General features: G+C 62.0%; 23 protein-coding genes and 1 riboswitch. Of the genes, 11 read left to right on the top strand and 12 right to left on the bottom strand.

Going from position 1 to position 24,922, the window contains the following annotated elements; translation table 11 throughout:
- Positions 1–18: 18 nt before the first annotated feature.
- Positions 19–1,554, bottom strand: a complete 1,536-nt coding sequence (locus AACU78_RS02240; protein ID WP_106579607.1) for a class I adenylate-forming enzyme family protein — start codon at positions 1,552–1,554, stop codon at positions 19–21.
- 3 nt (positions 1,555–1,557) lie between these two features.
- On the bottom strand, positions 1,558–2,736 hold the full coding sequence (locus tag AACU78_RS02235) for an acetyl-CoA acetyltransferase (RefSeq protein WP_106579606.1): 1,179 nt from the start codon (positions 2,734–2,736) through the stop codon (positions 1,558–1,560).
- Positions 2,737–2,866: 130 nt separating this feature from the next.
- On the opposite strand from AACU78_RS02235, the gene AACU78_RS02230 reads away from it, so the two are divergent.
- On the top strand, positions 2,867–3,454 hold the full coding sequence (locus AACU78_RS02230) for a LuxR C-terminal-related transcriptional regulator (RefSeq protein ID WP_106579605.1): 588 nt from the start codon (positions 2,867–2,869) through the stop codon (positions 3,452–3,454).
- A 91-nt stretch (positions 3,455–3,545) separates the two neighbouring features.
- A complete protein-coding gene (locus AACU78_RS02225) occupies positions 3,546–4,973 on the top strand; it encodes a phosphatidylserine decarboxylase family protein (RefSeq protein WP_106579604.1) in 1,428 nt (475 codons plus the stop codon).
- 29 nt (positions 4,974–5,002) lie between these two features.
- Here the strand turns inward: AACU78_RS02225 and AACU78_RS02220 are convergent, their stop codons facing one another.
- Positions 5,003–5,920, bottom strand: a complete 918-nt coding sequence (locus AACU78_RS02220) for a LysR substrate-binding domain-containing protein (protein WP_106579603.1) — start codon at positions 5,918–5,920, stop codon at positions 5,003–5,005.
- A 136-nt stretch (positions 5,921–6,056) separates the two neighbouring features.
- Between AACU78_RS02220 and AACU78_RS02215 the strand changes: the two genes are divergently transcribed.
- The 4 genes from AACU78_RS02215 to mntP all read left to right on the top strand — a co-directional run bounded on the left by AACU78_RS02215 (position 6,057) and on the right by mntP (position 10,147).
- Positions 6,057–7,352 (top strand): MFS transporter, encoded by a 1,296-nt coding sequence (locus AACU78_RS02215; protein ID WP_106579602.1) that lies wholly within the window; start codon positions 6,057–6,059, stop codon positions 7,350–7,352.
- 18 nt (positions 7,353–7,370) lie between these two features.
- Positions 7,371–8,594 carry a CaiB/BaiF CoA transferase family protein gene (locus tag AACU78_RS02210; RefSeq protein WP_106579601.1) on the top strand — a complete coding sequence of 408 codons (1,224 nt, stop codon included), beginning with the start codon at positions 7,371–7,373 and terminating at the stop codon, positions 8,592–8,594.
- Positions 8,591–9,373, top strand: coding sequence for a methylmalonyl-CoA decarboxylase (gene scpB / locus AACU78_RS02205; protein WP_106579600.1), 783 nt, complete (start codon positions 8,591–8,593; stop codon positions 9,371–9,373). The genes AACU78_RS02210 and scpB overlap by 4 nt, the downstream gene beginning before the upstream one ends.
- 30 nt (positions 9,374–9,403) lie before the next feature.
- A riboswitch (yybP-ykoY riboswitch) is annotated at positions 9,404–9,571 on the top strand.
- A gap of 12 nt (positions 9,572–9,583) precedes the next feature.
- Entirely contained in the window at positions 9,584–10,147 is a 564-nt protein-coding gene (gene mntP / locus AACU78_RS02200) for a manganese efflux pump MntP (protein ID WP_106579599.1), read from the top strand.
- A 27-nt stretch (positions 10,148–10,174) separates the two neighbouring features.
- Here mntP and AACU78_RS02195 read toward each other — a convergent pair whose 3' ends face one another.
- Positions 10,175–11,242 (bottom strand): NAD(P)-dependent alcohol dehydrogenase, encoded by a 1,068-nt coding sequence (locus AACU78_RS02195; RefSeq protein ID WP_106579598.1) that lies wholly within the window; start codon positions 11,240–11,242, stop codon positions 10,175–10,177.
- Positions 11,243–11,390: 148 nt separating this feature from the next.
- Between AACU78_RS02195 and AACU78_RS02190 the strand changes: the two genes are divergently transcribed.
- The gene (locus tag AACU78_RS02190; protein ID WP_106579597.1) at positions 11,391–12,209 is read left to right on the top strand and encodes an alpha/beta fold hydrolase; all 819 of its coding nucleotides are present in this window, start codon (positions 11,391–11,393) and stop codon (positions 12,207–12,209) included.
- Positions 12,210–12,353: 144 nt separating this feature from the next.
- Positions 12,354–13,352, top strand: a complete 999-nt coding sequence (locus tag AACU78_RS02185) for an NAD(P)H-quinone oxidoreductase (RefSeq protein WP_106579596.1) — start codon at positions 12,354–12,356, stop codon at positions 13,350–13,352.
- Positions 13,353–13,513: 161 nt separating this feature from the next.
- On the opposite strand, the gene AACU78_RS02180 is transcribed toward AACU78_RS02185, so the two are convergent.
- The 3 genes from AACU78_RS02180 to AACU78_RS02170 form a co-directional block, all read right to left on the bottom strand.
- Positions 13,514–14,635: an alkene reductase gene (locus AACU78_RS02180; protein WP_106579595.1), complete on the bottom strand. Its 1,122-nt coding sequence runs from the start codon at positions 14,633–14,635 to the stop codon at positions 13,514–13,516.
- 78 nt (positions 14,636–14,713) lie between these two features.
- Positions 14,714–15,391, bottom strand: coding sequence for a type 1 glutamine amidotransferase domain-containing protein (locus tag AACU78_RS02175; RefSeq protein WP_106579594.1), 678 nt, complete (start codon positions 15,389–15,391; stop codon positions 14,714–14,716).
- Positions 15,388–16,029: a TetR/AcrR family transcriptional regulator gene (locus AACU78_RS02170; RefSeq protein ID WP_106579593.1), complete on the bottom strand. Its 642-nt coding sequence runs from the start codon at positions 16,027–16,029 to the stop codon at positions 15,388–15,390. Before AACU78_RS02170 ends, AACU78_RS02175 begins: the two co-directional genes overlap by 4 nt.
- A gap of 174 nt (positions 16,030–16,203) precedes the next feature.
- On the opposite strand from AACU78_RS02170, the gene AACU78_RS02165 reads away from it, so the two are divergent.
- Positions 16,204–17,145 (top strand): GlxA family transcriptional regulator, encoded by a 942-nt coding sequence (locus AACU78_RS02165; protein WP_106579592.1) that lies wholly within the window; start codon positions 16,204–16,206, stop codon positions 17,143–17,145.
- 193 nt (positions 17,146–17,338) lie between these two features.
- Here the strand turns inward: AACU78_RS02165 and AACU78_RS02160 are convergent, their stop codons facing one another.
- Positions 17,339–17,845 (bottom strand): GNAT family N-acetyltransferase, encoded by a 507-nt coding sequence (locus AACU78_RS02160; protein ID WP_106579765.1) that lies wholly within the window; start codon positions 17,843–17,845, stop codon positions 17,339–17,341.
- A gap of 189 nt (positions 17,846–18,034) precedes the next feature.
- On the opposite strand from AACU78_RS02160, the gene AACU78_RS02155 reads away from it, so the two are divergent.
- Entirely contained in the window at positions 18,035–18,907 is an 873-nt protein-coding gene (locus tag AACU78_RS02155; protein ID WP_106579591.1) for an undecaprenyl-diphosphate phosphatase, read from the top strand.
- Between the two features lie 11 nt (positions 18,908–18,918).
- On the opposite strand, the gene AACU78_RS02150 is transcribed toward AACU78_RS02155, so the two are convergent.
- The 4 genes from AACU78_RS02150 to AACU78_RS02135 are packed head-to-tail and all read right to left on the bottom strand — an operon-like array spanning position 18,919 to position 22,994.
- Positions 18,919–19,881 (bottom strand): Dyp-type peroxidase, encoded by a 963-nt coding sequence (locus AACU78_RS02150; protein ID WP_106579590.1) that lies wholly within the window; start codon positions 19,879–19,881, stop codon positions 18,919–18,921.
- 50 nt (positions 19,882–19,931) lie between these two features.
- A complete protein-coding gene (rtcA, locus tag AACU78_RS02145; protein WP_106579589.1) occupies positions 19,932–20,957 on the bottom strand; it encodes an RNA 3'-terminal phosphate cyclase in 1,026 nt (341 codons plus the stop codon).
- Between the two features lie 8 nt (positions 20,958–20,965).
- Positions 20,966–21,754, bottom strand: coding sequence for a nucleotidyltransferase domain-containing protein (locus AACU78_RS02140; protein WP_106579588.1), 789 nt, complete (start codon positions 21,752–21,754; stop codon positions 20,966–20,968).
- A 13-nt stretch (positions 21,755–21,767) separates the two neighbouring features.
- Positions 21,768–22,994 (bottom strand): RtcB family protein, encoded by a 1,227-nt coding sequence (locus AACU78_RS02135; protein ID WP_106579587.1) that lies wholly within the window; start codon positions 22,992–22,994, stop codon positions 21,768–21,770.
- A 213-nt stretch (positions 22,995–23,207) separates the two neighbouring features.
- On the opposite strand from AACU78_RS02135, the gene rtcR reads away from it, so the two are divergent.
- Positions 23,208–24,809: an RNA repair transcriptional activator RtcR gene (gene rtcR, locus AACU78_RS02130; protein ID WP_106579586.1), complete on the top strand. Its 1,602-nt coding sequence runs from the start codon at positions 23,208–23,210 to the stop codon at positions 24,807–24,809.
- The last annotated feature ends 113 nt before the right edge of the window (positions 24,810–24,922 follow it).

Raw genomic sequence — 24,922 nt, 5'->3', positions numbered from 1 at the left:
TGTCCATGAAAAACGGGTCTAGGGAAGCGCGGCGATACTCGCTTCTTTCAGCCACTGCCGCAAGTCAGTCTTGAGGATTTTGCCGTAACTGTTCTTTGGCAATTCGCCGGGAAACAGGTACTTCCTGGGTTTCTTGAACGAGGCCATGCGCTGTAAAAACCATGCCGTCAGCTCGGCTTCATCGAGGGGCTGGCCGCTGCGCGTCACCACAAACGCCACCACCGATTCGCCCCATTGCGCATCCGGCTCCCCCACGACGCACACCTCGAACACCTCAGGATGTTGCGCCAACACTTCCTCGACTTCACGCGGGTACACGTTACTGCCACCGCTGATGATCACGTCCTTGGAACGGTCCGTGAGGGTGAGGTAACCCGCCGCGTCGAGAAAGCCGACGTCACCGGTCATCAGCCAGCCCTCGACCAGGGTTTGGCGCGATGCCTCGGGGTTGCGCCAGTAGCCTTGCATCACCGTGGCACCGCGCACGGCGATTTCGCCGCGCTCGCCCGTCGGCACCGGCTGGTGCTGTGCGTCGAGAATGCGGATTTCAACGCACGATTGCGCGTGGCCGACGGAGGCAGCCAACGTGGCCCAGTCTGCGCGTTGGCGGTCGGCGATCAGCGCGCGAGGCAGCACGCTGATGGTCATCGGGCTCTCGCCCTGGCCGTAGATCTGCACCAGCCGCGGGCCGAAGGTGTCGACGGCCTCACACAGATCGGCCACGTACATCGGGCCGCCGCCGTAAACGATGGTTTTGATGCCTTCGCCGCGATAGCCCTGGCGCCGCGCCTGTTCGACCATGCGCTTGACCATCGTCGGCGCTGCAAACAGTGAGAGGTTGCCCAGCTCGGCCGCCAGGCCAAACAGCTCGGCGGCGTCGAAACCGTGGGAGGCCGGCACCACATGCCGCGCGCCGCAGCGCACATGAATGAAGTTGTAGAGCCCGGCGCCGTGGGACATTGGCGCGGCATACAGCACCGCGTCATCGGCGCTGACCGGATCCACGTCAGTGGGGTAACACAACGACATCGCCATGAGGTTGCCATGCGACAGCATCACCCCCTTGGAGCGCCCGGTGGTGCCGGAGGTGTAAAACAGCCATGCGAGGTCCTGGTCCTGGCGTGGCTCGGGCTGTGCCAGGGATGGCCAGCCACGTGTCGGCGGCAGTGTGTGGCCGTCCAGTTCCTTACAGGGCGGGGGCAAGTCCCGCGACGCCGAAAATACTCGGCCGCCGTCGGTAAAAATCAGGCGCGCCTGGGCGTTATCGGCGATCCAGGCCGCCTCAGCCGGGTGCAATTTGGCGTTGATCGGCACAACCACTGCGCCCAGCCACCAGATGGCGTAGAGCACTTCCAGGTAATCGCAGCTGTTCTTCATCAGCACGGCGACCGCATCACCGGCCGCCACGCCGTGCTGGTCTACCAAGTGCGCGGCGCGCTGGCGAACATGCGCAACAAAGGTGGCGTAGTCGGCCACTTGCCGCGTGCCTTCGAACAATGCCGGTCGCTGCGGGTCGCGGCGCTGGGTGTCGTGCAACCAGTTGGCAATGTTCATGGGTCAGTACCGGCGCGCGTGCAGGACCGAGGCGTAGTTGGCCACTGCCATGCCGCCCATGTTGAACACCAGGCCAAACTCCGGGTTGGGCACCGCCAGGCCAATCGGTTCGCCGGTCAATTGGCGGAACGCCAAGGCGTGCATCGACACGCCGGTGGCCCCCACCGGATGCCCCTTGGCCTTGAGCCCACCCGAAAGATTCACCGGGAGCCGCCCGCCGGCGCGCACCACGCCACTGTCGAGCACGCGATGGCCCTCGCCCTTGGGCGCCAGGCCCATGGCTTCGTAGATCAGCAGTTCGGCGATGGTGAAGCAGTCGTGCACCTCGGCGAAACTCAGGTCGGCCAGGGTGATATTCGCCCCGCGCAGCGCCGAGTGGATGGCCCGTTGCGGGCCTTCAAACGCCAGGATGTCGCGCTGGGCGATGGGCAAGCAGTCGTTGACCTGGGTCATTGCGCGAATCTGTACATCCCGACGAAACGCGCGCGCCCGCTTGGGTGAGGCCAGGATGATCGCGGCGGCGCCGTCGCTGATCAACGAGCAATCGGTCAGGCGCAGCGACTCGGCCACAAAGGGGTTGCTCTTGGACACGTTGTTGCAGTGTTCAAAATCCATTACCCGGTGCATTTGCGCCAACGGGTTGGCCATGGCATTGGTGTGGTTCTTGGTGGCGATGGCGGCCATCGAGCCCAGCGGGCAGTGGTAGCGTTCGGTGTATTGGCGCGCCGCACGGCCGAACAGCTGCGGGAAACTCAAGCCGGCTTCGGCCGGATCATTCTGATAACCGGCGCCGGCCAGGGCCTGGGTAACCTCGGCGGTGGACGTGTGGGTCATCTTCTCGGCGCCGACCACCAGCACCAGGTCGGCGCTGCCGGAGAGGATCGCATTGACCCCGGCCTGGATCGCCGCCGACCCAGAGGCGCAGGCGTTTTCACAGCGCGTGGCCGGTTTGAAGCGCAGGCCCGGGTCGGCCTGCAACAGCAAGGAGCTGGCAAACCCGTCAGGCACCAACCCCGAGTTGAAGTGACCCAGGAACAACGCATCGATTTGTGACGCATCAATGGCCGCGTCGGCCAGGGCTTCGCGGGTAACCTGCACGATCAGGTCTTCAAGGGTGGTGCCTTCCAGGCGACCAAAACGCGAATGACCGGCGGCAACAATGGAGACGCAATCAGCTGGCATAATCAATTTTCTTCTATTTTTGATGCGGACATTTACCTACAATGACGCACCGCTGAGCGCTCGCCAATTCGTGTAACTACTTACATGGATAAGTAGGCCCGGTGAGAAAAGCAACGAGGCAGGATGCCCAATGAACGCGTTTACCCAGCAACTTCAAGATATCGAACGCCTGGCGTTCCAGCTCTCCCCGGCCCCGCAACTGGTCACGCGCAACCGCGTGATGGTCGATTGCAATGAGGCCTTCCTGCAGTTGTTCGGCTATTCGCGCGACGAATTGGTCAACCAACTGACCCTGCTGATTTACCCGTCCCAGGCCGATTATCACGCCATCGGCAAGCGTAGCCACGACTGGCTGCTGGAGAGCGAGAACGGCTTCTACTCCGATGAACGCTTCATGCAGCACAAAAGCGGCGAGGTGTTCTGGGCCAAGTCCCACGGCTACACCCTCACGCCCACAGACCCGTTCAAGCTGATGATCTGGCACTTCGAGCGCCTGGACCGCACGCACCAAGGCACCGGCGACCTGACGCCACGTGAGCGGGAAATCGCCATGCACATCGTCAACGGCCTTAAATCCAAGGAGATCGCCCAGCGCCTGGCGATCTCTCACCGTACGGTGGAAGTGCACAGGGCACGGCTGATGAAGAAACTCGAGGTGAAAAACATCGTGGAGCTGGTGTCGAAAATGATTTTCGTCGGCGGGCGCGCCTGGTTATAGCCAACCATTACAAACCCCGGTCCCGCGCTAGCTACGCTGAGAATGCTCAAAAGGAGCTTTCCCACGCAGTTACGCTTAAAGGACTAATGATATGGCGCACTCCGACCGTTCTTCGCCCGCCACCCAACCTCGCAAGACTCCGCCACCCGTCGAGGGCAGCGGTTCAAACCTGCTCACCCTGGACAACGCCGGCCCCGTGCAAATGGGCTTCTGGGTGCCCAACCGCGTGTGGGCCACCGCCAACTTCCTGGTGCCGCTGCGCGACTACATCGACGCCATGAAAAAGGCTGGCACCCTCGCGCCGATGCAGCCGCAACTGGTGGAATTCAAACACTGGGTGACCACCCACAGCGTGTACCGCATGTGGGTCATGTCGTTGATCGAGCAGTCCAACGCGTTCGTGCTGACCCTGCCGCCGCACACTCGCGACCAGATCAAGACCCAGGACGGCGACGTCGTGTGGATCAAGGACTACGACAGTTTTTTCGAGATCCTCAACGAAATTGTCACCACCTCGTCCTCGTTCAACGACACCGCCCAGGTCGGCACGCCCATGAATGCCTTCCTGGCGATTTCCATGGCCACCGAAGCCGGCGTTGCGCTGTTCCATGACACCACCTTCAATGAGCAATTCAAGAACGTGCTCAACACCTGGAACGCCTACCTCAAAAGCCCGCAATCCCTGGACAAACTCGACATCAACAACCCGGAAAAACCCGGCTCGTGGATCTCCAAGGCCGCCTGGGCAGCCGGTGTATGGGACCAGATGGAATGCGACCCGAAAAAGCCCGGCTACGGCTACGATTCCTGGAACGCGTTTTTCATCCGCAAGTTCGTGCCCGGCGCCCGACCGTTCCAGGGCAACGCGCAGACGCAGGTCGATATCGGCTGCGAAACCACCCCGTGGGCGTACCAGAACAACATCGCCTTCGAAAGCGACTTCTGGATCAAGGACGTCAACTACTCACTGCTGGACTTGTTCGCCGGCCAACGTGACTGGGCCAGGCACTTTGAAGGTGGGCAGCTGTATCAGGGTTTCCTTTCCGCCACCCACTACCACCGCTGGAACGCGCCGCTGGACGGCACGCTGCTGCGTTCGTGGGTGCAACCTGGCACCTACTTCGCCCAACGCCCGGCGCAGAAAGAAGGCCCGGGCACGTGGGAAGGCACCGAGTCGCAGCCCTACCTGGGCCATGTGGCTGCGCGCGCCATTTTCATCTTCGAACACCCCACCTGCGGGTACGTGGCGCTGATCTGCATTGGCATGGTTGAAGTGTCGACCTGCATCATCGAACCGGGGTTTATCGTCGACGAAGGCAGCACGCCGGTGAAGATCACACGCGGCACCGAAATCGGTCACTTCGAGTTCGGCGGCTCGACTCACATGATGGTGTTCCAGCGTGACCGCGTACGCCTAGAAGAGTGGGCGGTAAATGCCGTGCTGCACCGTCAGTCGCCCAAACCGACGCCCATGGGCAGCGTGATTGCAACGGCACTCGACACCCAAAAACCCAAGTGATCCAAGGGGCAGTGGCGGCCGGTTCGCAATCAGCTGGCCGCCGCCCAGCCCTGTTGCTGCTCAAACGCTTCGAACAATTCCAGAATCGTCTCTTTGACTTTCTGCACGGCATTGCTGTGCACCGCCGTATCCGGCCAGCACAACGACAGTTCGCGGCTGAACAAGCGGTGATCGATGCTCGCCAGCTTAAGCGACTGTTGCGCCAACTCCACGTGCGCCGCCGCCCACGGCAGGATGGTTACCCCAAGCCGCGCCCGTACCGCCGAGAACAATAGATCAGTGGAATTGGCTTCAAACTCCACGGCGAATGGCAGCCCGGCTTCCTGCATGGCGGACTCTACGCGGCTGCGAATGGTGTTGGGCACGCAAGGCAACACCAACGGCATCTGCGCCAGGTGCTGCAGGCTCACCGACGTCTGCGGCAATTCAAATTCCGGCCATGCCACCAGGTACAGGGTTTCACTGAATAACCGCTGGGACACCACGCCGCGTGTCGGCACGCCATCAACTTCGACCGCCAGCGCCACGCGCCCCACGGTGATCAAACCTGCGAGGTCGGCGCTTGGCGCGTCGATCAGCTCCAGTTTGATCCCCGGATAACGGCTGCGAATCGTGCGTGCCAGCGGCATCGCGAGCATCCGCGCAGTGCTCGAGGGCATGCCCACCGAGACCTTGCCCTGCGGGTACTCGGCGTCCTGGCGCAACAGTTCATGGGTAGCATCGGCCTGGCGCAACAGGTCGACGGCGTGTCGGTACAAGGTCTGGCCGGCGGCGGTGGGCACCACGCCTTGGGCGCTGCGTTCCAGCAATTGCATGCCCATGTCCTGCTCCAGGTTGCGCATCTGCTGGCTGATCGCCGGTTGGGCGATGTGCAACGCCTCGCTGGCGCGGGTGATGTTGGCGCACTCGACCACTTTGACGAAGTACCGCAACTGGCGCAGGTCCATGGGAGCCTCCCGGAAAGCCTCGACTCTATATAAAAATCCGATGTCACCAAAGGAATTTCATATTTGTTGCTTATGACCCTCAAGCCTAGATTGACCTCACAACAAAAAGGCCCGCTCAGGGCCATGGGAGGTCGTCATGTCCAAAACGTTAACCGCGTCGGCGATGCGGGTAAAACCCTACAAAACACCGTTGTCCCGCGAGCAGATTCGCGGCTTCTGGGCGGTGTACCTCGGCTGGGTCCTGGACGGCGTGGACTCCGTCATCTTCGCCCTGGTGCTGATCCCCGCCCTTACCGAACTGCTGCCGCGCTCGGGCCTGGCCCCCACTGCCGCGAATATCGCCATGTACGGCTCGATCATGTTCGGGCTGTTTCTGGTCGGTTGGGGCTTGTCGTTCATCTGGGGACCGCTGGCCGACCGCTTCGGCCGGGTCAAGGTGCTGGCAGCGAGCATTCTGGTGTATTCGCTGTTTACCGGCGCGGCGGCGTTTTCCGACAACCTCTGGCAACTGGCGATTTTCCGCTTGATCGCAGGGATCGGTGTGGGCGGTGAATGGGCGCTGGCAGGCACCTACGTGGCCGAGAGCTGGCCCGAGGACCGCCGCAAGATGGGCGCCGGTTACCTGCAAACCGGCTATTACCTGGGCTTCTTCATCGCCGCGTTGCTCAACTACACCGTCGGCGCCGCCTATGGCTGGCGCGTGATGTTCCTGTGCGGGTTGTTCCCGGCGGTGGTCGCGATCTACACCGCCTTGAAGGTCAAGGAACCGCAGCGCCACATCGTCAAGGCCGCCCCGCGCACGCCCTGGTGGGAAATCTTTGCGCCCGCCTTTCGCCGCCGCACCTTGACCAGTTCAGCGCTGGTCGGCGTGGCGATTGTCGGCCTGTGGGCCGGTTCGGTGTACGAAGCCACCGCCGTGGTCACCCTGGCCACCCGCGCCGGTATCGATCACGTCGGCGCCGTGCACCTGGCGTCCATCGGCGCGGCGGTGTTGTCGCTGAGCACGATTCTGGGCTGCCTGGTGGCGCCATGGCTGGCGGAACGCGTGGGCCGACGCAACGCCTTGGGCCTGTACTTTACCGGCATGGCGGCGGCCATCGTGTTTGCGTTCGGCTGGGTGTTCTACCTCGACGACGGCTTGCATCTATTCATGATTTCGCTGGTGTTCCTCGGGTTCTTCGGCGGCAACTTCGCGATCTTTTCCCTGTGGTTGCCCGAGCAATACCCAACCCGCATCCGCGCCACAGCCTTTGCGTTCAATGCCTCGGTGGGGCGCTTTATCGGTGCCGGGGTCAACTTCCTGCTGGCCGCGGCCATCCATGCGTACGGCTCTATCGGCGTACCCATTGCCTGGACCGCCGCCGCCTTCGTGCTGGGCGTGCTGATCCTGCCGTTTGCGGTTGAAACCCGCCACCAGACCCTGCCGCAGTAACCCTATTTGGAGACGCCCATGCAAGCGTTACAAGGCATCAAGATCATTGACCTCAGCCGCGCGTTGTCCGGCCCGTTCTGCAGCATGGTGCTGGCCGACCTGGGCGCCGACGTGATCAAGGTCGAACCCGGCCCCGCCGGCGACATGAGCCGCACCTGGGGCCCGTTCGACCGTGGCGTGAGCACGTACTACCTGTCGTGCAACCGCAACAAACGCGGGCTGTGCGTAGACTTTCGCAACCCCCGCGGCCTGGACACGATCCAGCAATTGATCGACGGCGCCGACGTGGTGATCGAGAATTTCAAACCCGGCACCCTGCAGAGCATGGGCCTGGGTTTCGAGGTGCTCAGCGCCCGCAACCCACGGCTGATTCTGGGCAGCATCAACGCCTTTGGCAGTGACGGCCCGATGAGCAGCTGGCCGGGCTTCGATCAGATCGCCCAAGGCTACTCCGGGCTGATGAGCCTCACCGGTTTCAGCGACGGCGACCCTACCCGTACCGGCACCGCCATCGGCGACCTGACGTCGGGCATGTGGCTGGTGACCGCCATCCTCGCTGCGCTGCTGGAGCGCGAACGCAGCGGTCGTGGCCAACACGTACACACCTCGCTGCTTGCCAGCCTGATGGGTTTGCTCAGCGTGCACGGCCAGCGCTACCTGAGCCTGGGCGATGTCCCACGGCGCACCGGCAATGCCCACGCGGTGATCGCGCCATACGGCGTGTTCCAGACCCTGGACGGCCCGTTGAACCTGGCGCCGATCACCTCGGCCATGTGGAGCAAGCTGTGTGTGCTGCTGGACCTGCCCGAGCTGCCGGACGACCCGCGTTTTGCCAGCAACGAAGCGCGCGTGGAGCACCGCGATGCGTTGAAAGCGCTGCTGGAGAGCCGCTTGAAAACCCGCGGCAAACGCGACTGGACCGAGCGTTTCACCGCCGCCGGCTTGCCCGCCGGCCCCATCAACACCCTTGACGAAGTGTTCGCCGACCCACAGGTGCTGCACAGCCGGTTGACCCAAACCCTGGACCATCCCACTCTGGGCGCATTACGCCAGGTGGTGACGCCGGTGTTCACCGAGGCCGCACAGGCCGGCGCGCAGCGGCCACCGCCGTTGTTAGGCGAACACAGCGTCGAGGTGTTGCTCGAAGCCGGCTTTGATCCGGCCTCGGTGCAAACCTTGCTGCAGGCCAACGTGCTGTTGCAGGCCACTCCACCCGACCGTTCAACAGGAACTGCACCATGACTGCCACTGTGTCACTCAAGCTCATCGACACGCGCATTGCGCGCTTGACCTTCAGCAACCCCAGCCAGCGCAATGCCCTGAGCGCGCAGCTGCTCGACAGCCTGGACGAAAGCCTGGTCGCCCTCGCCGCCCAGCGCGTCGGCGTGGTGATCCTCGGCGCCGACGTCGGCCAAAGCGTATGGAGCGCCGGCCACGATATCGGCGAAGTGGCACGTGACCGCGACCCCGTCGCCTACGGCAAACCGCTGGAGCAAGTACTGCGGCGTATCCGCGCCTACCCTGGCGTGGTCATCGCACTGATCTCGGGCTCGGCCTGGGGCGGCGCCGTGGACCTGGCCATGAGCTGCGACCTGGTGGTGGCGGACCCCAGCGCCAGCTTCGCCATGACCCCGGCCAACATCGGCCTGCCCTACACCACCAGCGGCCTGTTGCGGTTCTTCAATAACCTGCCGATTCATGTGCTCAAGGAAATGTTCTTCTGCGCGCAAAAACTCGACGCCCAACGGGCCGAGCGCTTTGGCGTGATCAACCGGCTGGTGCCTACCGATGCCCTCGAGGCCACCGCCCTGGAATACGCCCAGGGCATTGCGGCCAAGGCGCCGCTGGCGATTCAGGCGGTCAAGGAACAACTGCGCATCCTCGAAGACCTGCAGCCGATGCCCGTGCAAGCCATGGAGCACATCGCCGAACTGCGCCGCCAGGCGTGCGCCAGTGCTGATTTCGGTGAAGGGCTGGCGGCGTTCGCCGAGCGCCGTCCACCGGTATTTGAAGGGCGTTGACGCAATTTTCATATTGGGCTGTCTATGATGCGCCCCTTCGTTGGGGAGTAACCGGCTTCTGACCCGCTCAGAAGCGTTCGTATCAACATATTCGGCAACCTGCCGTGGTACGAACACCGTTGAGGTTGGTGAGACCAGCGACACATCCATGCCTAAAGTCGGGCGTGTGGTTGTGTCGTTGACTCATACAGCCCGACTGGAAGCCTCACCGTGAACCCCATTTCTCTGATTTTTCTCGCCCTGGCCATGTCCACGGACGCCTTTGCGGCGGCCATCGGCAAAGGCTCCAGCCTGCACAAACCGCGTCTGGTCGAAGCACTGCGCGCCGGCCTGATCTTTGGTGTGATCGAAGCCATTACGCCGATGATCGGCTGGGCCATCGGCCATGCGGCCACGCGTTGGGTGCAGGACTGGGATCACTGGATCGCCTTTACCCTGTTGGTCGCGCTGGGCTTGCACATGATCTATAACGGGCTCAAGGCGGACGATGAGGAGGCGCAAAAGCCTACCCAGCATTCCTTCATGATCCTGGCCCTCACCGCCTTTGCGACCAGCATTGATGCGATGGCCGTCGGGGTGGGCCTGGCCTTCATTGATGTGAATATTCTGGTGGCGTCGGCAGCCATCGGCCTGGCGACCATGACCATGGTAACCATCGGCATGATGCTCGGTCGGGTGCTGGGCACGGTGGTGGGCAAGCGCGCCGAAATGGTCGGCGGCGTGGTGTTGATGCTGGTGGGTGCGACGATTCTCTACGAGCATTTGTCGGCTTAACGGCTCCCACAGCAGGTCTGCAGCGTTTTAAGCCGCGTGACTTTCCTTCTTCAAGCTCTCCATATCAATCACGAAGCGATACTTCACGTCGCCCTTGAGCATCCGCTCGTACGCCTCGTTGATGCCCTGGATGTCGATCATCTCGATGTCCGAGACAATCTTGTGCTTGGCGCAGAAGTCCAGCATGTCCTGGGTTTCCTGGATACCGCCAATCAACGAACCGGCCAGGCTGCGGCGTTTGAAGATCAGGTTGAACACCGTCGGCGATGGATGCGGGCTGTCGGGGGCGCCGACCAGCGTCATGGTGCCATCGCGCTTGAGCAGGTTGAGGAACGCATCGAGGTCGTGGGGCGCGGCAACGGTGTTGAGGATGAAGTCCAGGCTGTTGACGACCTTGGCCATCTCGTCCGGGTCCTTCGACACCACCACTTGATCGGCACCCAGGCGCAGGCCGTCTTCGCGCTTGTTCGGCGAGGTGGTGAACAGCGTGACATGCGCGCCCATGGCATGCGCGATCTTCACCGCCATATGCCCTAGCCCGCCGAGGCCGACGACCCCGACTTTTTTGCCGGGCCCCACCTTCCAGTGGTGCAGCGGCGAGTAAGTGGTGATGCCGGCGCACAGCAGCGGCGCCACGGCCGCCAGGTTCGCATCATCGTGGGAGATGCGCAGCACGAACTTCTCCTTGACCACGATATTGTCCGAGTAGCCGCCAAAGGTATTTTCGCCGCCGAACACCGGGCCGTTGTAGGTGCCGGTAAACCCGTTCTCGCAGTATTGCTCCTCGCCCTCGGCGCAGGATGCGCAGTGCTGGCAGCTGTCGACCATACAACCGACACCGGCCAGGTCACCGACCTTGAATTTTTTCACGTTGGCACCGACTGCCGTGACGCGGCCGACGATTTCGTGGCCGGGCACCGACGGGTACAAGGTGTTGTGCCATTCGTTACGCACGGTGTGCAGGTCGGAGTGGCACACGCCGCAATAGAGAATATCGATCTGAACGTCGTCCGCCCCCGGCGCGCGGCGCTCGAAGGTAAAAGGCTTGAGTGCATCCCTGGAATCCCGAGCGGCGTAGCTGTAAGTCTTGGCCATTTGGTTCACCTGTTGAACTGACGGTAGAGGTCAGTGGACCAACGCAGACGCGCAAGCGTTCAACCGAGCACATCCGTACAAGCCCCTGGGCCGGTTTAACGCGATAGTGAGATTTAGCATTTGCCCCCTGACCCCCAAGGAGTTTTCCATGAGCACATTCGTTACCAAAGACGGTACCCAGATCTATTTCAAGGACTGGGGCAGCGGTAAGCCCGTGCTGTTCAGCCACGGCTGGCCACTGGATGCCGACATGTGGGAATACCAGATGGAATACCTGAGCAGCCGTGGCTTTCGCACCATCGCCTTCGACCGCCGGGGTTTTGGCCGCTCGGACCAACCGTGGACCGGTAACGACTACGACACCTTCGCCGACGATATCGCCCAACTGATCGAACACCTGGACCTTAAAGACGTGACCCTGGTGGGCTTCTCGATGGGCGGCGGCGATGTGGCGCGCTACATCGCTCGCCACGGCAACTCGCGTTTGGCCGGCCTCGTGCTGCTGGGCGCCGTCACGCCGATCTTCGGCCAAAAACCGGATTACCCGCAGGGCGTGCCTACCGCAGTGTTCGATGGCATCAAGGCCGGGCTGCTGAAGGATCGCGCGCAATTTATCAGCGACTTCAATGTCTCGTTCTATGGCATCAACAAGGGCCAGCAAGTCTCCCAGGGCGTGCTGACGCAGACCTTGCAGGTCGCGCTGCTGGCGTCGCTTAAATCGACCGTGGATTGTGTCACCGTGTTCTCCGAGACCGACTTCCGCCCTGACATGGCCAAGATCGAGGTGCCAACCCTGGTGATCCACGGTGACGGCGACCAGATCGTGCCGTTCGAAACCACCGGCAAAGTCGCGGCCGAGATGATCAAGGGCGCGCAACTGAAGGTGTACAAGGATGCGCCGCACGGTTTTGCCGCCACCCACACCCAGCAGTTGAACGAAGACTTGTTGGCGTTCCTCAATCGCTGAAGCGAGTGAATCACCCTCTCCTTATTTTGCCGGGCTTGCCCGGCTTTTTTTTCGACCGGCGCTGACCCTCGGTATGATGCGGCTGAACCGGCGACTGCCCGACGCGGTCCCAACCCATACGCTCATCGCTGCAGGTAATCGCACATGTCACTGCCAAAAGAAATGACCCTGATCGAAATCACCGCCCCTGGCGGCCCCGAGGTCCTGCAACCACGCCGGGCCGATGTGCCGGTGGCAGGTCCCGGTGAAATCCTGATTCGCGTGCACGCAGCCGGCGTCAACCGCCCGGATGCGTTGCAACGCGCCGGCAAATACCCGATGAAGCCCGGCATGAGCCCCATTCCAGGTTTGGAAGTGGCCGGCGAAGTGGTTGCATTGGGCGAAGGTGTCAGCGAGTACGCGCTGGGTGACAAGGTGTGTGCCCTGACCAACGGCGGTGGGTATGCACAATTTTGTGCAGTGCCTGCCAGCCAGGCCTTGCCGATTCCGGATGGCATGGACTGGATTCAAGCCGCCGCCGTGCCGGAAACCTTTTTCACCGTCTGGGCCAACCTGTTTGGCCTGGGTGACGCTCATACCGGCCAGCGCGTGCTGATCCACGGCGGCACCAGCGGCATCGGCACCACCGCTTTGATGCTGTGCCGCGAGTACGGTATCCAGGCGTTCGCCACCGCCGGCAGCGCCGACAAATGTGCGGCGATCGCCAAGCTGGGCGCCGAGCCGATCAACTACCGCGAGCAGGACTTCGCCGAGGTCATCGCGCAGAAGACCGACAACAAGGGCGTGAATGTGATCCTCGACATCATGGGCGCCTCGTACCTGAACAATAACCTCAAGTCCCTGGCCATGGACGGGCACCTGGTGATGCTGGGCTTCCTCGGCGGCGGCAAGGCCAATGACGTCGACCTGCTGACCATCCTCGGCAAGCGCGCAGTCATCACCGGCTCCTTGCTGCGCGCACGCACCAAGGACGAAAAGGCTGCCATTGCCGAACAACTGCGCGAATACGTGTGGCCGGTGCTGTCCGCCGGACGCTGCCTGCCGATGATCGACAAGGTGTACGAATACACCGACGCCGCCCAGGCCCATGCGCGGATGGAAGGCGGCGATCACATTGGCAAGATCGTGTTGCGCGTGGAATGACGCTCATCTGCCCTGCTGAAGATCAACGGTGGCAGCTGTAGAGCCAGCAAGGCTGCGATGGCGGCGGCAGGGTCACCCTGTTGTTGCCTGCCCCGCCGCCTTCGCCGCCGTGCTATTGCTCGACGGCCCCGACAACGCAGCTGTGCCGGGGCATCGAATGGTTACTCGGCGAACGCCGGGTAGTCGGTGTAGCCCTGTTCCGAGCCGCCGTACATGCCCTGCGCCCGCAGCGGGTTCAGCGGCCAGCCGTTGAACAGTCGCTGCGGCAGGTCCGGGTTGGCAATGAACGGACGGCCGAAGGCAATCAAGTCTGCCAGCCCCGCCTCCACCAGTGTTGCCCCGCGCTCAGCGGTATAGCGACCGGCGTAGATGATGCGCCCGCTGAACGTGCTGCGCACCGCCTGACGGAAAGTTTCGGGCAGGTCGGGAGCGTTGTCCCAGTCAGCCTCGGCGATAGACACATAGGCAATGCCCGATGCCTCGAGCACCTTGATCGCCTCAATGTAGGTGTGATGCGGATCTTCCTCGACCAGGCCGATGTACACGCGGTCCTGGTCCGTGCCGCTGAACAACGGAGAAAAACGCACACCCAGGCGTTGCGGGCCGACCACGGCGGTCACGGCTTCGACGATCTCGCGCAGAAAGCGCAGGCGATTGTGCAGCGAACCACCGTATTCATCGTCACGCTGGTTGGCGTGGGCGGAGATGAACTGGTTGACCAGGTAACCATTCGCGGCGTGGATTTCCACCCCGTCAAAACCGGCGTCCAGCGCATTACGCGCCGCCTGTGCGTAGTGCCCTACCAACTCTTCAATTTCCAGCCTGCTCAAGGCACGCGGCACGGGCGGCTGCATCAGCTCGCCGACGCCAGGCCCGGTTTCGATAAAGGCTTTCGCCTGTTCCGCCGCAATGGCCGACGGCGCGACCGGTGCGGCGCCCTCCGGTTGCAGCGCATTATGGGACACACGCCCCACATGCCACAGCTGGGCGAAGATCACGCCGCCTTCGGCATGCACGGCGTCGGTGACTTTGCGCCAGCCGTCGATTTGCGCCGGGCTGTAGATACCCGGCGTCCAGGCGTAACCCTGGCCGCGCGGTTCGATCTGCGTGCCTTCGCTGACCATGAAACCGGCCGTGGCGCGCTGGCGGTAATACTCGGCCATCAGGTCGGTGGCGATATTGCCGGGTTGCGCGCTGCGTTGACGCGTCAGAGGCGGCAAGACAACACGGTTATTGAGCGTGTGATGACCCAGTTTTACCGGGGTATTTAAATGATGAGTCATGTGAAACTTCCAAATTCAGGGCGAGCAAAAGCATTGGCGGCTCCAAGGAGCCGCCAATCAATAAAGTGTGTGATTAATTCAGGCGGTGAGTTTGAGCAGGGCCTTGGCCACGGCACTGGAACTGGCAGGATTCTGCCCGGTCACCAGCAAGCCGTCTTCGAGCACAAAAGACTGCCAGTCAGCGCCCTTTTCATAGTGGCCGCCGAGCGCCTTGAAATCATCTTCAATCAGGAACGGCACCACATCGGTGAGGCCAACCGCAGCTTCTTCAGCATTGGAGAAGCCGGTAACGCGACGGCCCTTGACCAGCGGCTCGCCATTCACGGCCTTGACATGACGCAGAGCGCCCGGCGCGTGGCAGACAAAACCGATCGGCTTGCCGGCACGCTCAAAGGCCTCGATCAGTGCGATCGACGTTTGCGATTCGGCCAAGTCCCACAACGGGCCATGACCGCCTGGGTAGAACACGGTATCGAAGTCGTCGGCGTTGACCGTGTCCAGCTTGACGGTGTTGGCCAGGGCCTGTTGGGCTGCCGGGTCGCCAGCGAAACGACGGGTTTGCTCGGTCTGTGCATCCGGCTGATCGCTGACCGGGTCCAGCGGTGGTTGGCCGCCGGCCGGGGATGCCAGTACCAGTTCGGCACCGGCGTCTTTGAAGGTGTAATAGGGCGCCGCAAATTCTTCGAGCCAGAAGCCGGTTTTACGACCGGTATTGCCAAGCTGGTCGTGAGAGGTCAGTACCATTAATACTTTCATTTTCCAGTGCCTCGATCGATGGTTTCAGTAGGTGTATGCATCAGCAGTTCAGGGCAGCCCAATAACTGTCGGGTCAGCAGCAGCGCCTCGTCAAAAGGCGCGGATGTTCGGGTGATCTTGCTCATGACGCTGGTCCCCAACCACAGCGCATACAAGCGCCGAGCCAGGCTGTCGGGGTGTTGCCGAACCGCCAGCGAGCCGTCCTGGATGCCGTGCTGCAAGGCCTCGGCCAGCAAGGCGATGGTGCGAGTGGTGCCGCGCTGCAGGGACAAACGCATTGGCTCTGAAAGGTCTGACACCTCGGCACCGAGTTTGACGGCAAGGCATTTGCCCGCGGCGGTGCAGCCGGTCTGGTTGTCGATCCAGGTGTGCCAATAGCGCATCAACCTGGCGGCCCAGGACAGTCCGGGTTGCTGGAACAGTTGCTCCATGCCTTTGAGGTATTGGTCGAAATAGGTGTCGAGCAAGACCACGCCGAATGCATCTTTGGAATGGAAGTAGTGATAAAACGAACCTTTGGGTACATCGGCGGCTTGAAGTATTTCGTTCAACCCCACCGCAGAAAATCCTTTGCGGCTCACAATCAATTGCGCCGTATCCAGAATGGTCTGCCTTGTACTGTTAGTCGCGTTAGTCATTATTTATCCCGTCCCGATTAGACCAGTCGTCTAGTTCGTTGAGGGGATGTTAGGCGTCGAAAAAAACTTCAACAATGTCATATCCGCAAGGATTTCGGACATGGCACAAAGTCGGTTGCCGTTTGCCTGGCACCCGCCGACAATCCCCTCTCCCGCGCCCTTTGGAGAATGACGATGCACAGCGTTGCGCTGATGGTTTACCCGAATTTCCAGTCCCTGAGCCTCAGCCTGGGTTCGGTGTTCGAGTGCGCGAACCTGCTGCGCGGTGAACCGGCTTATGAGTTTCATCTGGTCTCGGAGAGCGGCGGCGCCGTCATGACCTCCCAGGGCTTTTCGGTGAATACCAGCCCGATTCGGCCACAGGGTTATGACACGCTGATCGTCAGCGGCTACCTGGAATTTCGCCTGCCCGAGGCCAACCTGCTGGAATTGGTCAAAGCCGCCTCTGCGCAGTCGCGGCGCGTGGCCTCGCTGTGCATGGGCATTTTTGTGCTGGCCGAAGCCGGCTTGCTCGAAGGCAAGCGCACCACCACCCACTGGATCCACGCGCCGGCGTTTCGCAAGCGCTACCCGGATATTCAGCTCGAAGAAGACAAACTGTTCGTGGTTGACGGCCAGGTCTGGACCGGCGCCGGCATGAGCGCCGGAGTCGACCTGGCGTTGGCCATGGTGGAAGCCGACCTGGGCAGCGACCTCGCCCGGCGTATCGCCCGCAAGCTGGTGATTGCCCAGCGCCGCGGCAGTGAGCAATCGCAATTGTCGGCGTTGCTGGAACTGGACCCCAAATCCGACCGCGTGCAACTGGCCCTGGCCTACGCGCGCGAAAACCTGACCCACGACCTGTCGGTGGAAGCCTTGGCCGAGGTGGCCCGGCTGAGCCCACGTCAATTCAGCCGAGTATTCCGCGAAGAAACCGGGCAAACGCCGGCCAAGGCCATCGAGTCGCTGCGGGTGGAAGCTGCCCGGGCAATGATGGAAACCAGCCGTCACCCGGTCGAAGTGGTGGCCCGCGAAACCGGCTTCGGTGACCGCGAGCGCATGCGCCAGGCGTTTCTGCGCGCATTCGGGCAGCCGCCGCAAGCGATGCAGCAAGTGTTGTTCAACGCGGGTGCCTAGCGGCACTGACCAGGGCTTGGCTTTTAGGTTTTTTACCCGTATCCCGGTCAGGGCTGGTCACCGTGCCCTTCGGATATTCAGGCAAAACGCACTGCGAATAGACAGATGCGACGCCCTTGGGCGTGTGCCATTCAGGGCGAAACCGGCCGACGAGTTCAAGTGCGGCCGTGCCCGGCTAAGTTCAACATCGTGTTTAATGCAGCGCGGCCCGCGTAATCAAGTAACTGACCAACTGCGGATCGTCATCCAGCTCAAGCATCTGCACCGGGCGCGGCAGGTCATCGAGCACCGCGCGCCAGAACGCCTGCGACACTTCATCCTGATCGTAGAACCGCACCAGCCAATTGGCCTCGCCACTGCGCAGCACTTGGGTGGCGATAGCGCGGCCAATGCCCTTGCGGCGGTAGCGCTTGAGGATGAACAGGTCGGCCAGTTCCAGCGCGTCGATGCCCGGCAGTTCGCTGCCTTCGATCAGCAGGAAACCGGCGATGTAGCCATCCACCAGCAGCAGGTTGGCGCTCCATTGCGGGTCTTGCCAGTAGCGGGTCAGGTGTTCGTCATGGATGTAGAAACGGCCATCCGACTCCACATCTTCCTGCTCCCAGTCTGACGACTCATAGGCATAGTACTGGTAAAGATTACGGATCAGCTCAGACGCATCGGGGCCGGTCTGGATCAATTCGACGGTGGTTTCAGGCATTGGGCTCTCGGTGAAAATACGCAAGGCCCCATTGTTCACAAAAGTGATACACACGCCAATACATTGCATAACCTTTCTGTTTGCTGAACCGATTGCGAATTTGCTTTTCCGCGTCCAATATCCTGAAACATTTAGAATAAACTTCGCCCACTGATTCTTCAAAAGCCCCTTTTTTCAAGGACACGTATTTTGACAAACGTCTGTTCCGCCGGCCTGGATGTGGGCTTTGCCTCCCTGGACTACCTGCAGATCTTCATCCTGGGCGTAATCCAGGGCATTACCGAGCTGTTGCCGGTGTCGTCCACAGCCCATATGCGAGTGGTGCCCGCCCTGCTCGGCTGGCAAGACCCGGGCTCGGCGTTTTCCGCGGCCATGCAGTTGGCGGCGCTGGCGGCGGTGGTCAGTTATTTCTGGCGTGACGTGCGCCAGGTGACCACCGGCAGCATCAGTGCGGTGCGCCGCGGCGACTACAACGACCGGTGGTTCAAACTGGCCGTGGCGATTGTGTTGGCCACTATCCCGATTGGGATTGCCGGCCTGGCGCTGTCTTCGACCTTGAATACCTGCAACTCGCCGCTACGCGGCCTGATGGTGATCGGGATTGCCTGCGTGGTGATGGCGGTATTGCTGGCAGTGGCCGAAGTGCGCGCGCGCCACACCCGTGAGATGAGCGAAATGCGTCTGCGCGATGCGCTGATTGTCGGTATCGCGCAGATTGGCGCGCTGATTCCTGGAGTGTCGCGCTCCGGTTCGACACTCACCGCCGCGCTGTTCCTGAACTTCAAGCGTGAAGAAGCTGCGCGCTTTTCCTTCCTGCTGGGCCTGCCGGCCATCGCCCTCGCCGGTTTGAAAGAACTGTGGGTGCTGCTGCACGCCGACATGCCCGCCCACGCCTGGTCGCACTTGATCTTTGGGCTGGTGGTCGCCAGCGTCTCGGCATTCTTCGCCATCTGGGGCCTGATGAAGTTTCTGGAGCGGTTCTCCACCTGGCCGTTCGTGATCTACCGCGCGCTGCTGGGGATTTTCCTGATCGTGGCGGTCAGCACCGGCTTTTTGAGTTAAACCGTGCCGAGCTAAGCCCCAGGCTGGCGGTCGGCCAACGCTTCGAGCAGGTCGGCCGAGGGCACGAAAAACAGGCCGCCGGTGACCGCCGTGCTGAAGTCCAGCAAGCGATCGTAATTACCCACGGGGCGGCCGACAAACATGTTTTCCAGCATCTGCTCCAGCGGCTTCGGCGAGCGCGCGTAGCCGATAAAGTAGGTGCCGAACTCACCGGCGCCCGGGCGGCCAAAGGGCATGTTGTCGCGCAGGATCTTCACTTCTTCACCGTGCTCGTCGGTGATAACGGTCAACGCGCTGTGTGAGTTGCTCGGTTTGGTCTCTTCATCCAGTTCGATGTCCGCCAGCTTGGTGCGCCCGATCACCTTCTCCTGCGCTTCCACGGTCAGGTCGTTCCAGGCCGCCATGTTGTGCAGGTATTTCTGCACCAGCACGTAGCTGCCACCTTCGAATTCGCGGTCTTCGTCGCCGACGATTGTGAAACCCACCGCCTTGCGCCCCACCGGGTTCTCGGTGCCATCGACAAAGCCGATGATGCTGCGCATATCGAAGTAGCGAAAACCCTGGACCTCATCCACGACCTGGACGCTGTCGCCCAGGGCCGCCATCAGTTGGGTCGCCAACTCGAAGCACAGGTCCATCTGCTCGGCACGGATGTGCAGCAGGATGTCGCCAGGGGTCGAGACGGCCTTGCGCCCTTGCACACCAAACTCGCGAAATGGATGCAACGCCGCCGGGCGCGGGGCGCCGAACAGCCGGTCCCAGGCATCCGAGCCAAACCCGCAGACGCAGGTCAGGTTGCCTGCCGGTACGCGCTTGCCGACCGAACGCACCAGCCCGGCTATGTCACCGCACCAGGCCCGCACAGTGTCGAGATTGCCGGGCGTCAGGGTGGCGACCATGAAAATCGCGCTGCTGGTGATGGGGTGGCAGACGGACTGCGGTTCAAGGGGTGGCTGAACGGGGCACGTATTCATGATGAACATCCACAGGCTAAGGGCGGTTTTGACCCGCACAGGTTAGCAGATCAGACCCTGCGACACTCGACCAGCAACCCGCCCTCCTCGCGCACACGGCTTTCGATCACCACCGGCAGGAAGCGTTGAATTACCGTCATATTGCTGTGCAAGTGCTCGCTCATGTGTGGCGTGGTAAAACGTCCGCCGCCGGCCAACGCCATCGGCAACAGCAGTTGATCCGCCAGGTGCTCACCCACCGCGGTGTCGGTGCCCTGCCACTCCATCGCCTGGTTGATGGCCTCATCGGCCACGGCCTCGGCCCGCACGGTGGTCATGCCGAACGCACTGAATACTTCGGTGACCTGCGCGTGGACGTATTCCAGCATCAGCACATTGCCCGGTCCTTGCTGCGGGTCAATGTCTACCGGGAACAGCTGCGCCTCGGTAAACCCCAGGCGCTGGCGGACGCGCTTGAATTCACGCTCACTCACCTGATCCGCCAGCCCGGCATTCAGGACGATGGCGCGTTTTTCCAGCAGCTTGCCGCGCTGCATCAGCTGCAACGCCTGCAGGTCCGATGGCTGGATAAACGCCTCCACTTCGCCGCCGCCTGCCGGGACGAAACCATGGCGTATGAGGTTCAATTCGACGCGCGCGCCCATGCGCCGCAACAGCGGCAGCCAGGCCCGCTGCAAAAAGTCCACCGGCGGCGCCAGCGGGTTATGGGTGCCGCCGCTGATCGTCACGCGGCTGGCGGTTGGCGCGCGCAACAGCGCCGGTAGCAACGTCTGCAGCACCAGGGTGCAGCTGCCGGCCGTGCCGATCGCAAAGCGGTACTCGCCGCCTTGTATCGGCCCGGGTTCGAACAGCAGGCTCTGCGAGCCCAGCTCAGCCCCTTGCACCTTGGCGCCACACACGTGGGCGGCGGCCAGCACGGCGGTCAGGTGTTGGCGCATCAAGCCTGGCCGACTGCGCCTGGCGCGGATGTTTTTGATGCGCAACGTCAGCCCGGTCACCATTGCCAGGCTCAAGCCACTGCGCAACACCTGGCCACCGCCAATGGCGCCGTCGAGTTCAATCACGTCCTGTTTCATGTTCGTCCTTATGCGTAGCGGTTAACCGTGTGTCGAAGGTAATGATCCAGGCGCTTTGCGTCTGCCTGCGTGCGTGGCAAAACCGGCACTTCGCGTTCCAGCTCGCGCTGGATAAATGCGTGCAGCGCCGGGCGCCGTGGTCCATAAGCGGCCTCGCCGGCATTGCGCTTGAGGGCCAGCAACGTTGCCACTTCGTCGAGCAGTTGCGGGTCATCCACCGTGCCAAGCAAGTCGGCGAAGGTCATCGGCGGGCGTCCCAGGCCCAGGTCGATCCAACGCACTGCCAGCAACGGCCTCAGCACGTAGAAGTACTTCTTGAACCGCACCTCCTCGCCTTGCAGGTAACCACAAAAATTCTTCCTGGCCATCGACAAGTAGTGATTACGCGCCGCCGGCGGGCTGTAGAACGTTTCGGCCAAGGCCCGCAATTGCGCCGTCGCCTCAGTTTCCTGGCGATACACCAGGGGCGAATCCAGCCACTCCAGCAACGTAGGGTTGGACTTGCGCAACAGCCCCAAGGTCTTGCGCAGCTCCCATCCGCTGACATCCAGCTCGTCATCCAGCGGGCGCTCGATTACATCTCGCGGCGCATCCACCTGCATAAACCAATCAGGTTTTTCCACGTAGACAAAGCGCACGTCGTAATCGCTGTCGGTAGACGCAAACCCCCAGGCGCGACTGCCCGACTCACAGGCATACAGCACGCTCACGTTGCGCTCGCGCTCTATGCGTTCCAACTCATCCAGCACCCGCGCGCGCATGGCGTCGCTGAGTGGGTGGCGTTCTTCCCTTTCCATCGTTGTGCTCCTCTTAACCTTTTACGCACACCACCTGACGCAGGGTGTGCAGCACTTCAACCAGCTCGCGCTGGGCATGCATGACGGCGTCGATGTCCTTGTAGGCCATCGGAATTTCATCGATCACATCGGCGTCCTTGCGGCACTCCACGTGGGCCGTGGCGCGGATCTGGTCGGCCACCGTGAAGGTGTTTTTCGCTTTGGTGCGGCTCATGGTGCGGCCGGCGCCGTGGCTGCACGAGCAGAACGACTCTTCGTTGCCCAGGCCGCGCACGATGAAACTTTTTGCGCCCATGGAGCCCGGAATAATCCCCAGCTCGCCCTTTTTCGCCGACACCGCGCCTTTGCGCGTCACCAGGATCTCTTCACCAAAGTGCCGCTCTTTCTGCACGTAGTTGTGATGGCAGTTCACCCCTTCCAGCACCACCTCAAACGGCTTGCTGATCACCTGGCGCGTGGCCTGAACCACCGCGCGCATCATCAATTCGCGGTTCTGCCGGGCAAAATCCTGCGCCCAGCCCACGGCTTGCACGTAGTCATCGAAGTGCTGGCTGCCCTCTTCGAAATAGGCCAGGTCGCGGTCCGGCAAATTGGCCAGGTGCTGGCGCATGTCCGCCTGCGCCAACTGGATAAACAGGTTGCCGATGGCGTTGCCCACGCCGCGCGAACCGCTGTGCAACATGAACCAGACACGGTTGACTTCATCCAGGCACACCTCGACAAAGTGGTTACCCGTGCCGAGCGTGCCCAAATGCTGGCGGTTGTTGCTGTGCTCAAGCTGCGGGTACTTATCGGTAATTGCCTTGAACCTGGGGTGCAGCATCGCCCATACCTGATCGGCCTGGGCCGGCACGTCCTCCCAGGCGCCTTTGTCACGCCCTTTACGGCTGCGGGTACGACCATGGGGCACGGCGGCCTCGATGGCACAACGCAGCCCGTGGAGGTTGTCGGGCAAATCGCTGGCGGTCAGCGTGGTGCGCGCGGCAATCATCCCGCAGCCGATGTCCACGCCCACCGCCGCCGGGATAATCGCGCCCACCGTGGGGATTACGCTGCCGATGGTCGAACCCTTGCCCAGGTGCACATCCGGCATCACCGCGAGGTGCTTGAAGATAAACGGCATCTTGGCGGTGTTCATCAATTGCTGGCGGGCTTCAGGCTCAACCGGCACGCCTTGGGTCCAGAGTTTGATCGGCTTGCCGTTAGCCACTTCCAGCAGTTGGTAGGTTTTCTCTTGCATGATCTCGATTCTTTTTTTGGAAAGCCGTCATCGCGGCGTTGAACAGGCTATAGCAGCGGGCGTGCCAGCTTTTTACGAAACCCAGATAAAATCTTTATCTCATTGTTTTGTATAGATATTCATCCTATATGGAATTTAAACGCTGAAAATCGATGGCAAGCATCTTTGCCAATTCATATCCTTGCTTATCGTCACTTATATTTTGGTCTAGCCATGAAGCACAAGCGCACCGTGGCCATCGGGTTTATCGGGTCAAAGCTGGACCGCGTCGGCAAAGGCGCCAACCGCTGGAACCACTGGCGCCCCAGCGTCGGTCTGTGCCAGCAGGCCGATGTGCTGATTGATCGCCTGGAGCTGATCCACGACGTCGATGCCCGCGACGTCAGCCTCGCCGAACGGGTGCGCGCCGACATCCTGCAGATCTCCCCGCACACCGAGGTGCGCCTGCACGCGATGCCGCTGCAAAACCCGTGGGATTTCGAAGAGGTCTATGCCGCGCTGCACGATTTCACCACCGACTATGCCTTTAACACCGAGCACGAGGACTACCTGGTCCACATCACCACCGGCACGCACGTGGCGCAGATTTGCTGGTTCCTGCTGACCGAGGCGCGCAACCTGCCGGCGCGCTTGATCCAGACCGCACCGGCCCGCCGCCGTGACGACACCGCGCCCGCCACCGGCACGCACACGCTGATCGACCTCGACCTGTCGCGCTACGACCGCATCGCGTCGCGCTTTGCCCACAAGCGCCTGGAGGGCTTGGCGTTTCTCAAGTCAGGCATCGCCACGCGCAATAGCGCTTTCAACCACTCCATCGAGCAGATCGAACGCGTGGCCGTGCGCTCCAAGGCGCCGATGCTGCTGATCGGCCCCACCGGCGCCGGCAAGTCACTCCTCGCCCGGCGCATCTACGCACTCAAGCACAGCCGCCACCAACTCCAGGGGCGTTTTGTTGAGGTGAACTGCGCGACATTGCGCGGCGATGGCGCGATGTCGGCATTGTTCGGTCACATCAAGGGCGCTTTCACCGGCGCCCAAAATGCCCGCGACGGCCTGCTGCGCGCGGCGGATGGCGGCATGCTGTTTCTCGATGAAATCGGCGAACTGGGTCTGGATGAGCAGGCGATGCTGCTCAAGGCCATCGAAGAAAAACGCTTCTACCCATTGGGTGCCGACCAAGAGGTGGGCAGCGACTTCCTGATCATCGCCGGCACCCACCGCGACCTGCGCGAGCGGGTGGCGCAAGGGTTGTTTCGTGAAGACCTTTACGCGCGGATCAACCTGTGGACCTTTGACCTGCCGGGCCTTGCGGGCCGGCGTGAGGATATCGAACCCAATATCGATTTCGAACTGGAGCGCCATGCCCGCGAGCAAGGCCGGCGCGTGCGTTTCAACCTGGAGGCGCGGCGGCGTTACCTGGCGTTTGCCTGCTCCAGCGAAGCCGCCTGGCTGGGTAACTTTCGTGAGTTGTCGGCCTCGATCACGCGCATGGCCACGCTGGCGGACAGTGGGCGTATTGATGAGGCGCAGGCTGAAGAGGAAATTCAGCGTTTGCGTTATGCCTGGGGGTTGTCTGCGCCGCAGGCTGAGTGGCAAGCCTTGCTGCCAGCGGAGCTGGATCTGTTTGATCAGGTGCAACTGAAGGCGGTGATTGAGGTGTGTCGGCAGTCCGACAGCCTCTCGGATGCGGGGCGCCGGTTGTTCGGCGTGTCGCGTCAGGCCAAGGCGCAACCGAATGACGCGGACCGTTTGCGTAAGTACCTGGCGCGGTTTGCGCTGGATTGGAAGCAGGTGGCGTCTGTGCAGGCCTGAGGTTGGCAGCTTGATTTGCTGGGGATTTTTTCGCGGTGTTAGTGGGGGTTGAGGTGGGTTTTATCGGGTTCTTGGGTCTGGGTAGTTGGGCGCTCTGGGGGAATTGAGTTGGC

It is taken from the genome of Pseudomonas sp. R9.37, from assembly GCF_963878885.1.
Lineage (GTDB): Bacteria > Pseudomonadota > Gammaproteobacteria > Pseudomonadales > Pseudomonadaceae > Aquipseudomonas.
Note: the sequence above shows the minus strand (reverse complement) of the source record. Positions and strands in the feature narration are given on the sequence as shown.

What these genes read in the sequence shown, in the direction of transcription:
- AACU78_RS02240 (WP_106579607.1), bottom strand. Translation starts at nt 1,554, where the DNA reads ATGAACATTGCCAACTGGTTGCACGACACCCAGCGCCGCGACCCGCAG.
- AACU78_RS02235 (WP_106579606.1), bottom strand. Translation starts at nt 2,736, where the DNA reads ATGCCAGCTGATTGCGTCTCCATTGTTGCCGCCGGTCATTCGCGTTTT.
- AACU78_RS02230 (WP_106579605.1), top strand. Translation starts at nt 2,867, where the DNA reads ATGAACGCGTTTACCCAGCAACTTCAAGATATCGAACGCCTGGCGTTC.
- AACU78_RS02225 (WP_106579604.1), top strand. Translation starts at nt 3,546, where the DNA reads ATGGCGCACTCCGACCGTTCTTCGCCCGCCACCCAACCTCGCAAGACT.
- AACU78_RS02220 (WP_106579603.1), bottom strand. Translation starts at nt 5,920, where the DNA reads ATGGACCTGCGCCAGTTGCGGTACTTCGTCAAAGTGGTCGAGTGCGCC.
- AACU78_RS02215 (WP_106579602.1), top strand. Translation starts at nt 6,057, where the DNA reads ATGTCCAAAACGTTAACCGCGTCGGCGATGCGGGTAAAACCCTACAAA.
- AACU78_RS02210 (WP_106579601.1), top strand. Translation starts at nt 7,371, where the DNA reads ATGCAAGCGTTACAAGGCATCAAGATCATTGACCTCAGCCGCGCGTTG.
- scpB (WP_106579600.1), top strand. Translation starts at nt 8,591, where the DNA reads ATGACTGCCACTGTGTCACTCAAGCTCATCGACACGCGCATTGCGCGC.
- AACU78_RS02195 (WP_106579598.1), bottom strand. Translation starts at nt 11,242, where the DNA reads ATGGCCAAGACTTACAGCTACGCCGCTCGGGATTCCAGGGATGCACTC.
- AACU78_RS02190 (WP_106579597.1), top strand. Translation starts at nt 11,391, where the DNA reads ATGAGCACATTCGTTACCAAAGACGGTACCCAGATCTATTTCAAGGAC.
- AACU78_RS02185 (WP_106579596.1), top strand. Translation starts at nt 12,354, where the DNA reads ATGTCACTGCCAAAAGAAATGACCCTGATCGAAATCACCGCCCCTGGC.
- AACU78_RS02180 (WP_106579595.1), bottom strand. Translation starts at nt 14,635, where the DNA reads ATGACTCATCATTTAAATACCCCGGTAAAACTGGGTCATCACACGCTC.
- AACU78_RS02175 (WP_106579594.1), bottom strand. Translation starts at nt 15,391, where the DNA reads ATGAAAGTATTAATGGTACTGACCTCTCACGACCAGCTTGGCAATACC.
- AACU78_RS02170 (WP_106579593.1), bottom strand. Translation starts at nt 16,029, where the DNA reads ATGACTAACGCGACTAACAGTACAAGGCAGACCATTCTGGATACGGCG.
- AACU78_RS02165 (WP_106579592.1), top strand. Translation starts at nt 16,204, where the DNA reads ATGCACAGCGTTGCGCTGATGGTTTACCCGAATTTCCAGTCCCTGAGC.
- AACU78_RS02160 (WP_106579765.1), bottom strand. Translation starts at nt 17,845, where the DNA reads ATGCCTGAAACCACCGTCGAATTGATCCAGACCGGCCCCGATGCGTCT.
- AACU78_RS02150 (WP_106579590.1), bottom strand. Translation starts at nt 19,881, where the DNA reads ATGAATACGTGCCCCGTTCAGCCACCCCTTGAACCGCAGTCCGTCTGC.
- rtcA (WP_106579589.1), bottom strand. Translation starts at nt 20,957, where the DNA reads ATGAAACAGGACGTGATTGAACTCGACGGCGCCATTGGCGGTGGCCAG.
- AACU78_RS02140 (WP_106579588.1), bottom strand. Translation starts at nt 21,754, where the DNA reads ATGGAAAGGGAAGAACGCCACCCACTCAGCGACGCCATGCGCGCGCGG.
- AACU78_RS02135 (WP_106579587.1), bottom strand. Translation starts at nt 22,994, where the DNA reads ATGCAAGAGAAAACCTACCAACTGCTGGAAGTGGCTAACGGCAAGCCG.
- rtcR (WP_106579586.1), top strand. Translation starts at nt 23,208, where the DNA reads ATGAAGCACAAGCGCACCGTGGCCATCGGGTTTATCGGGTCAAAGCTG.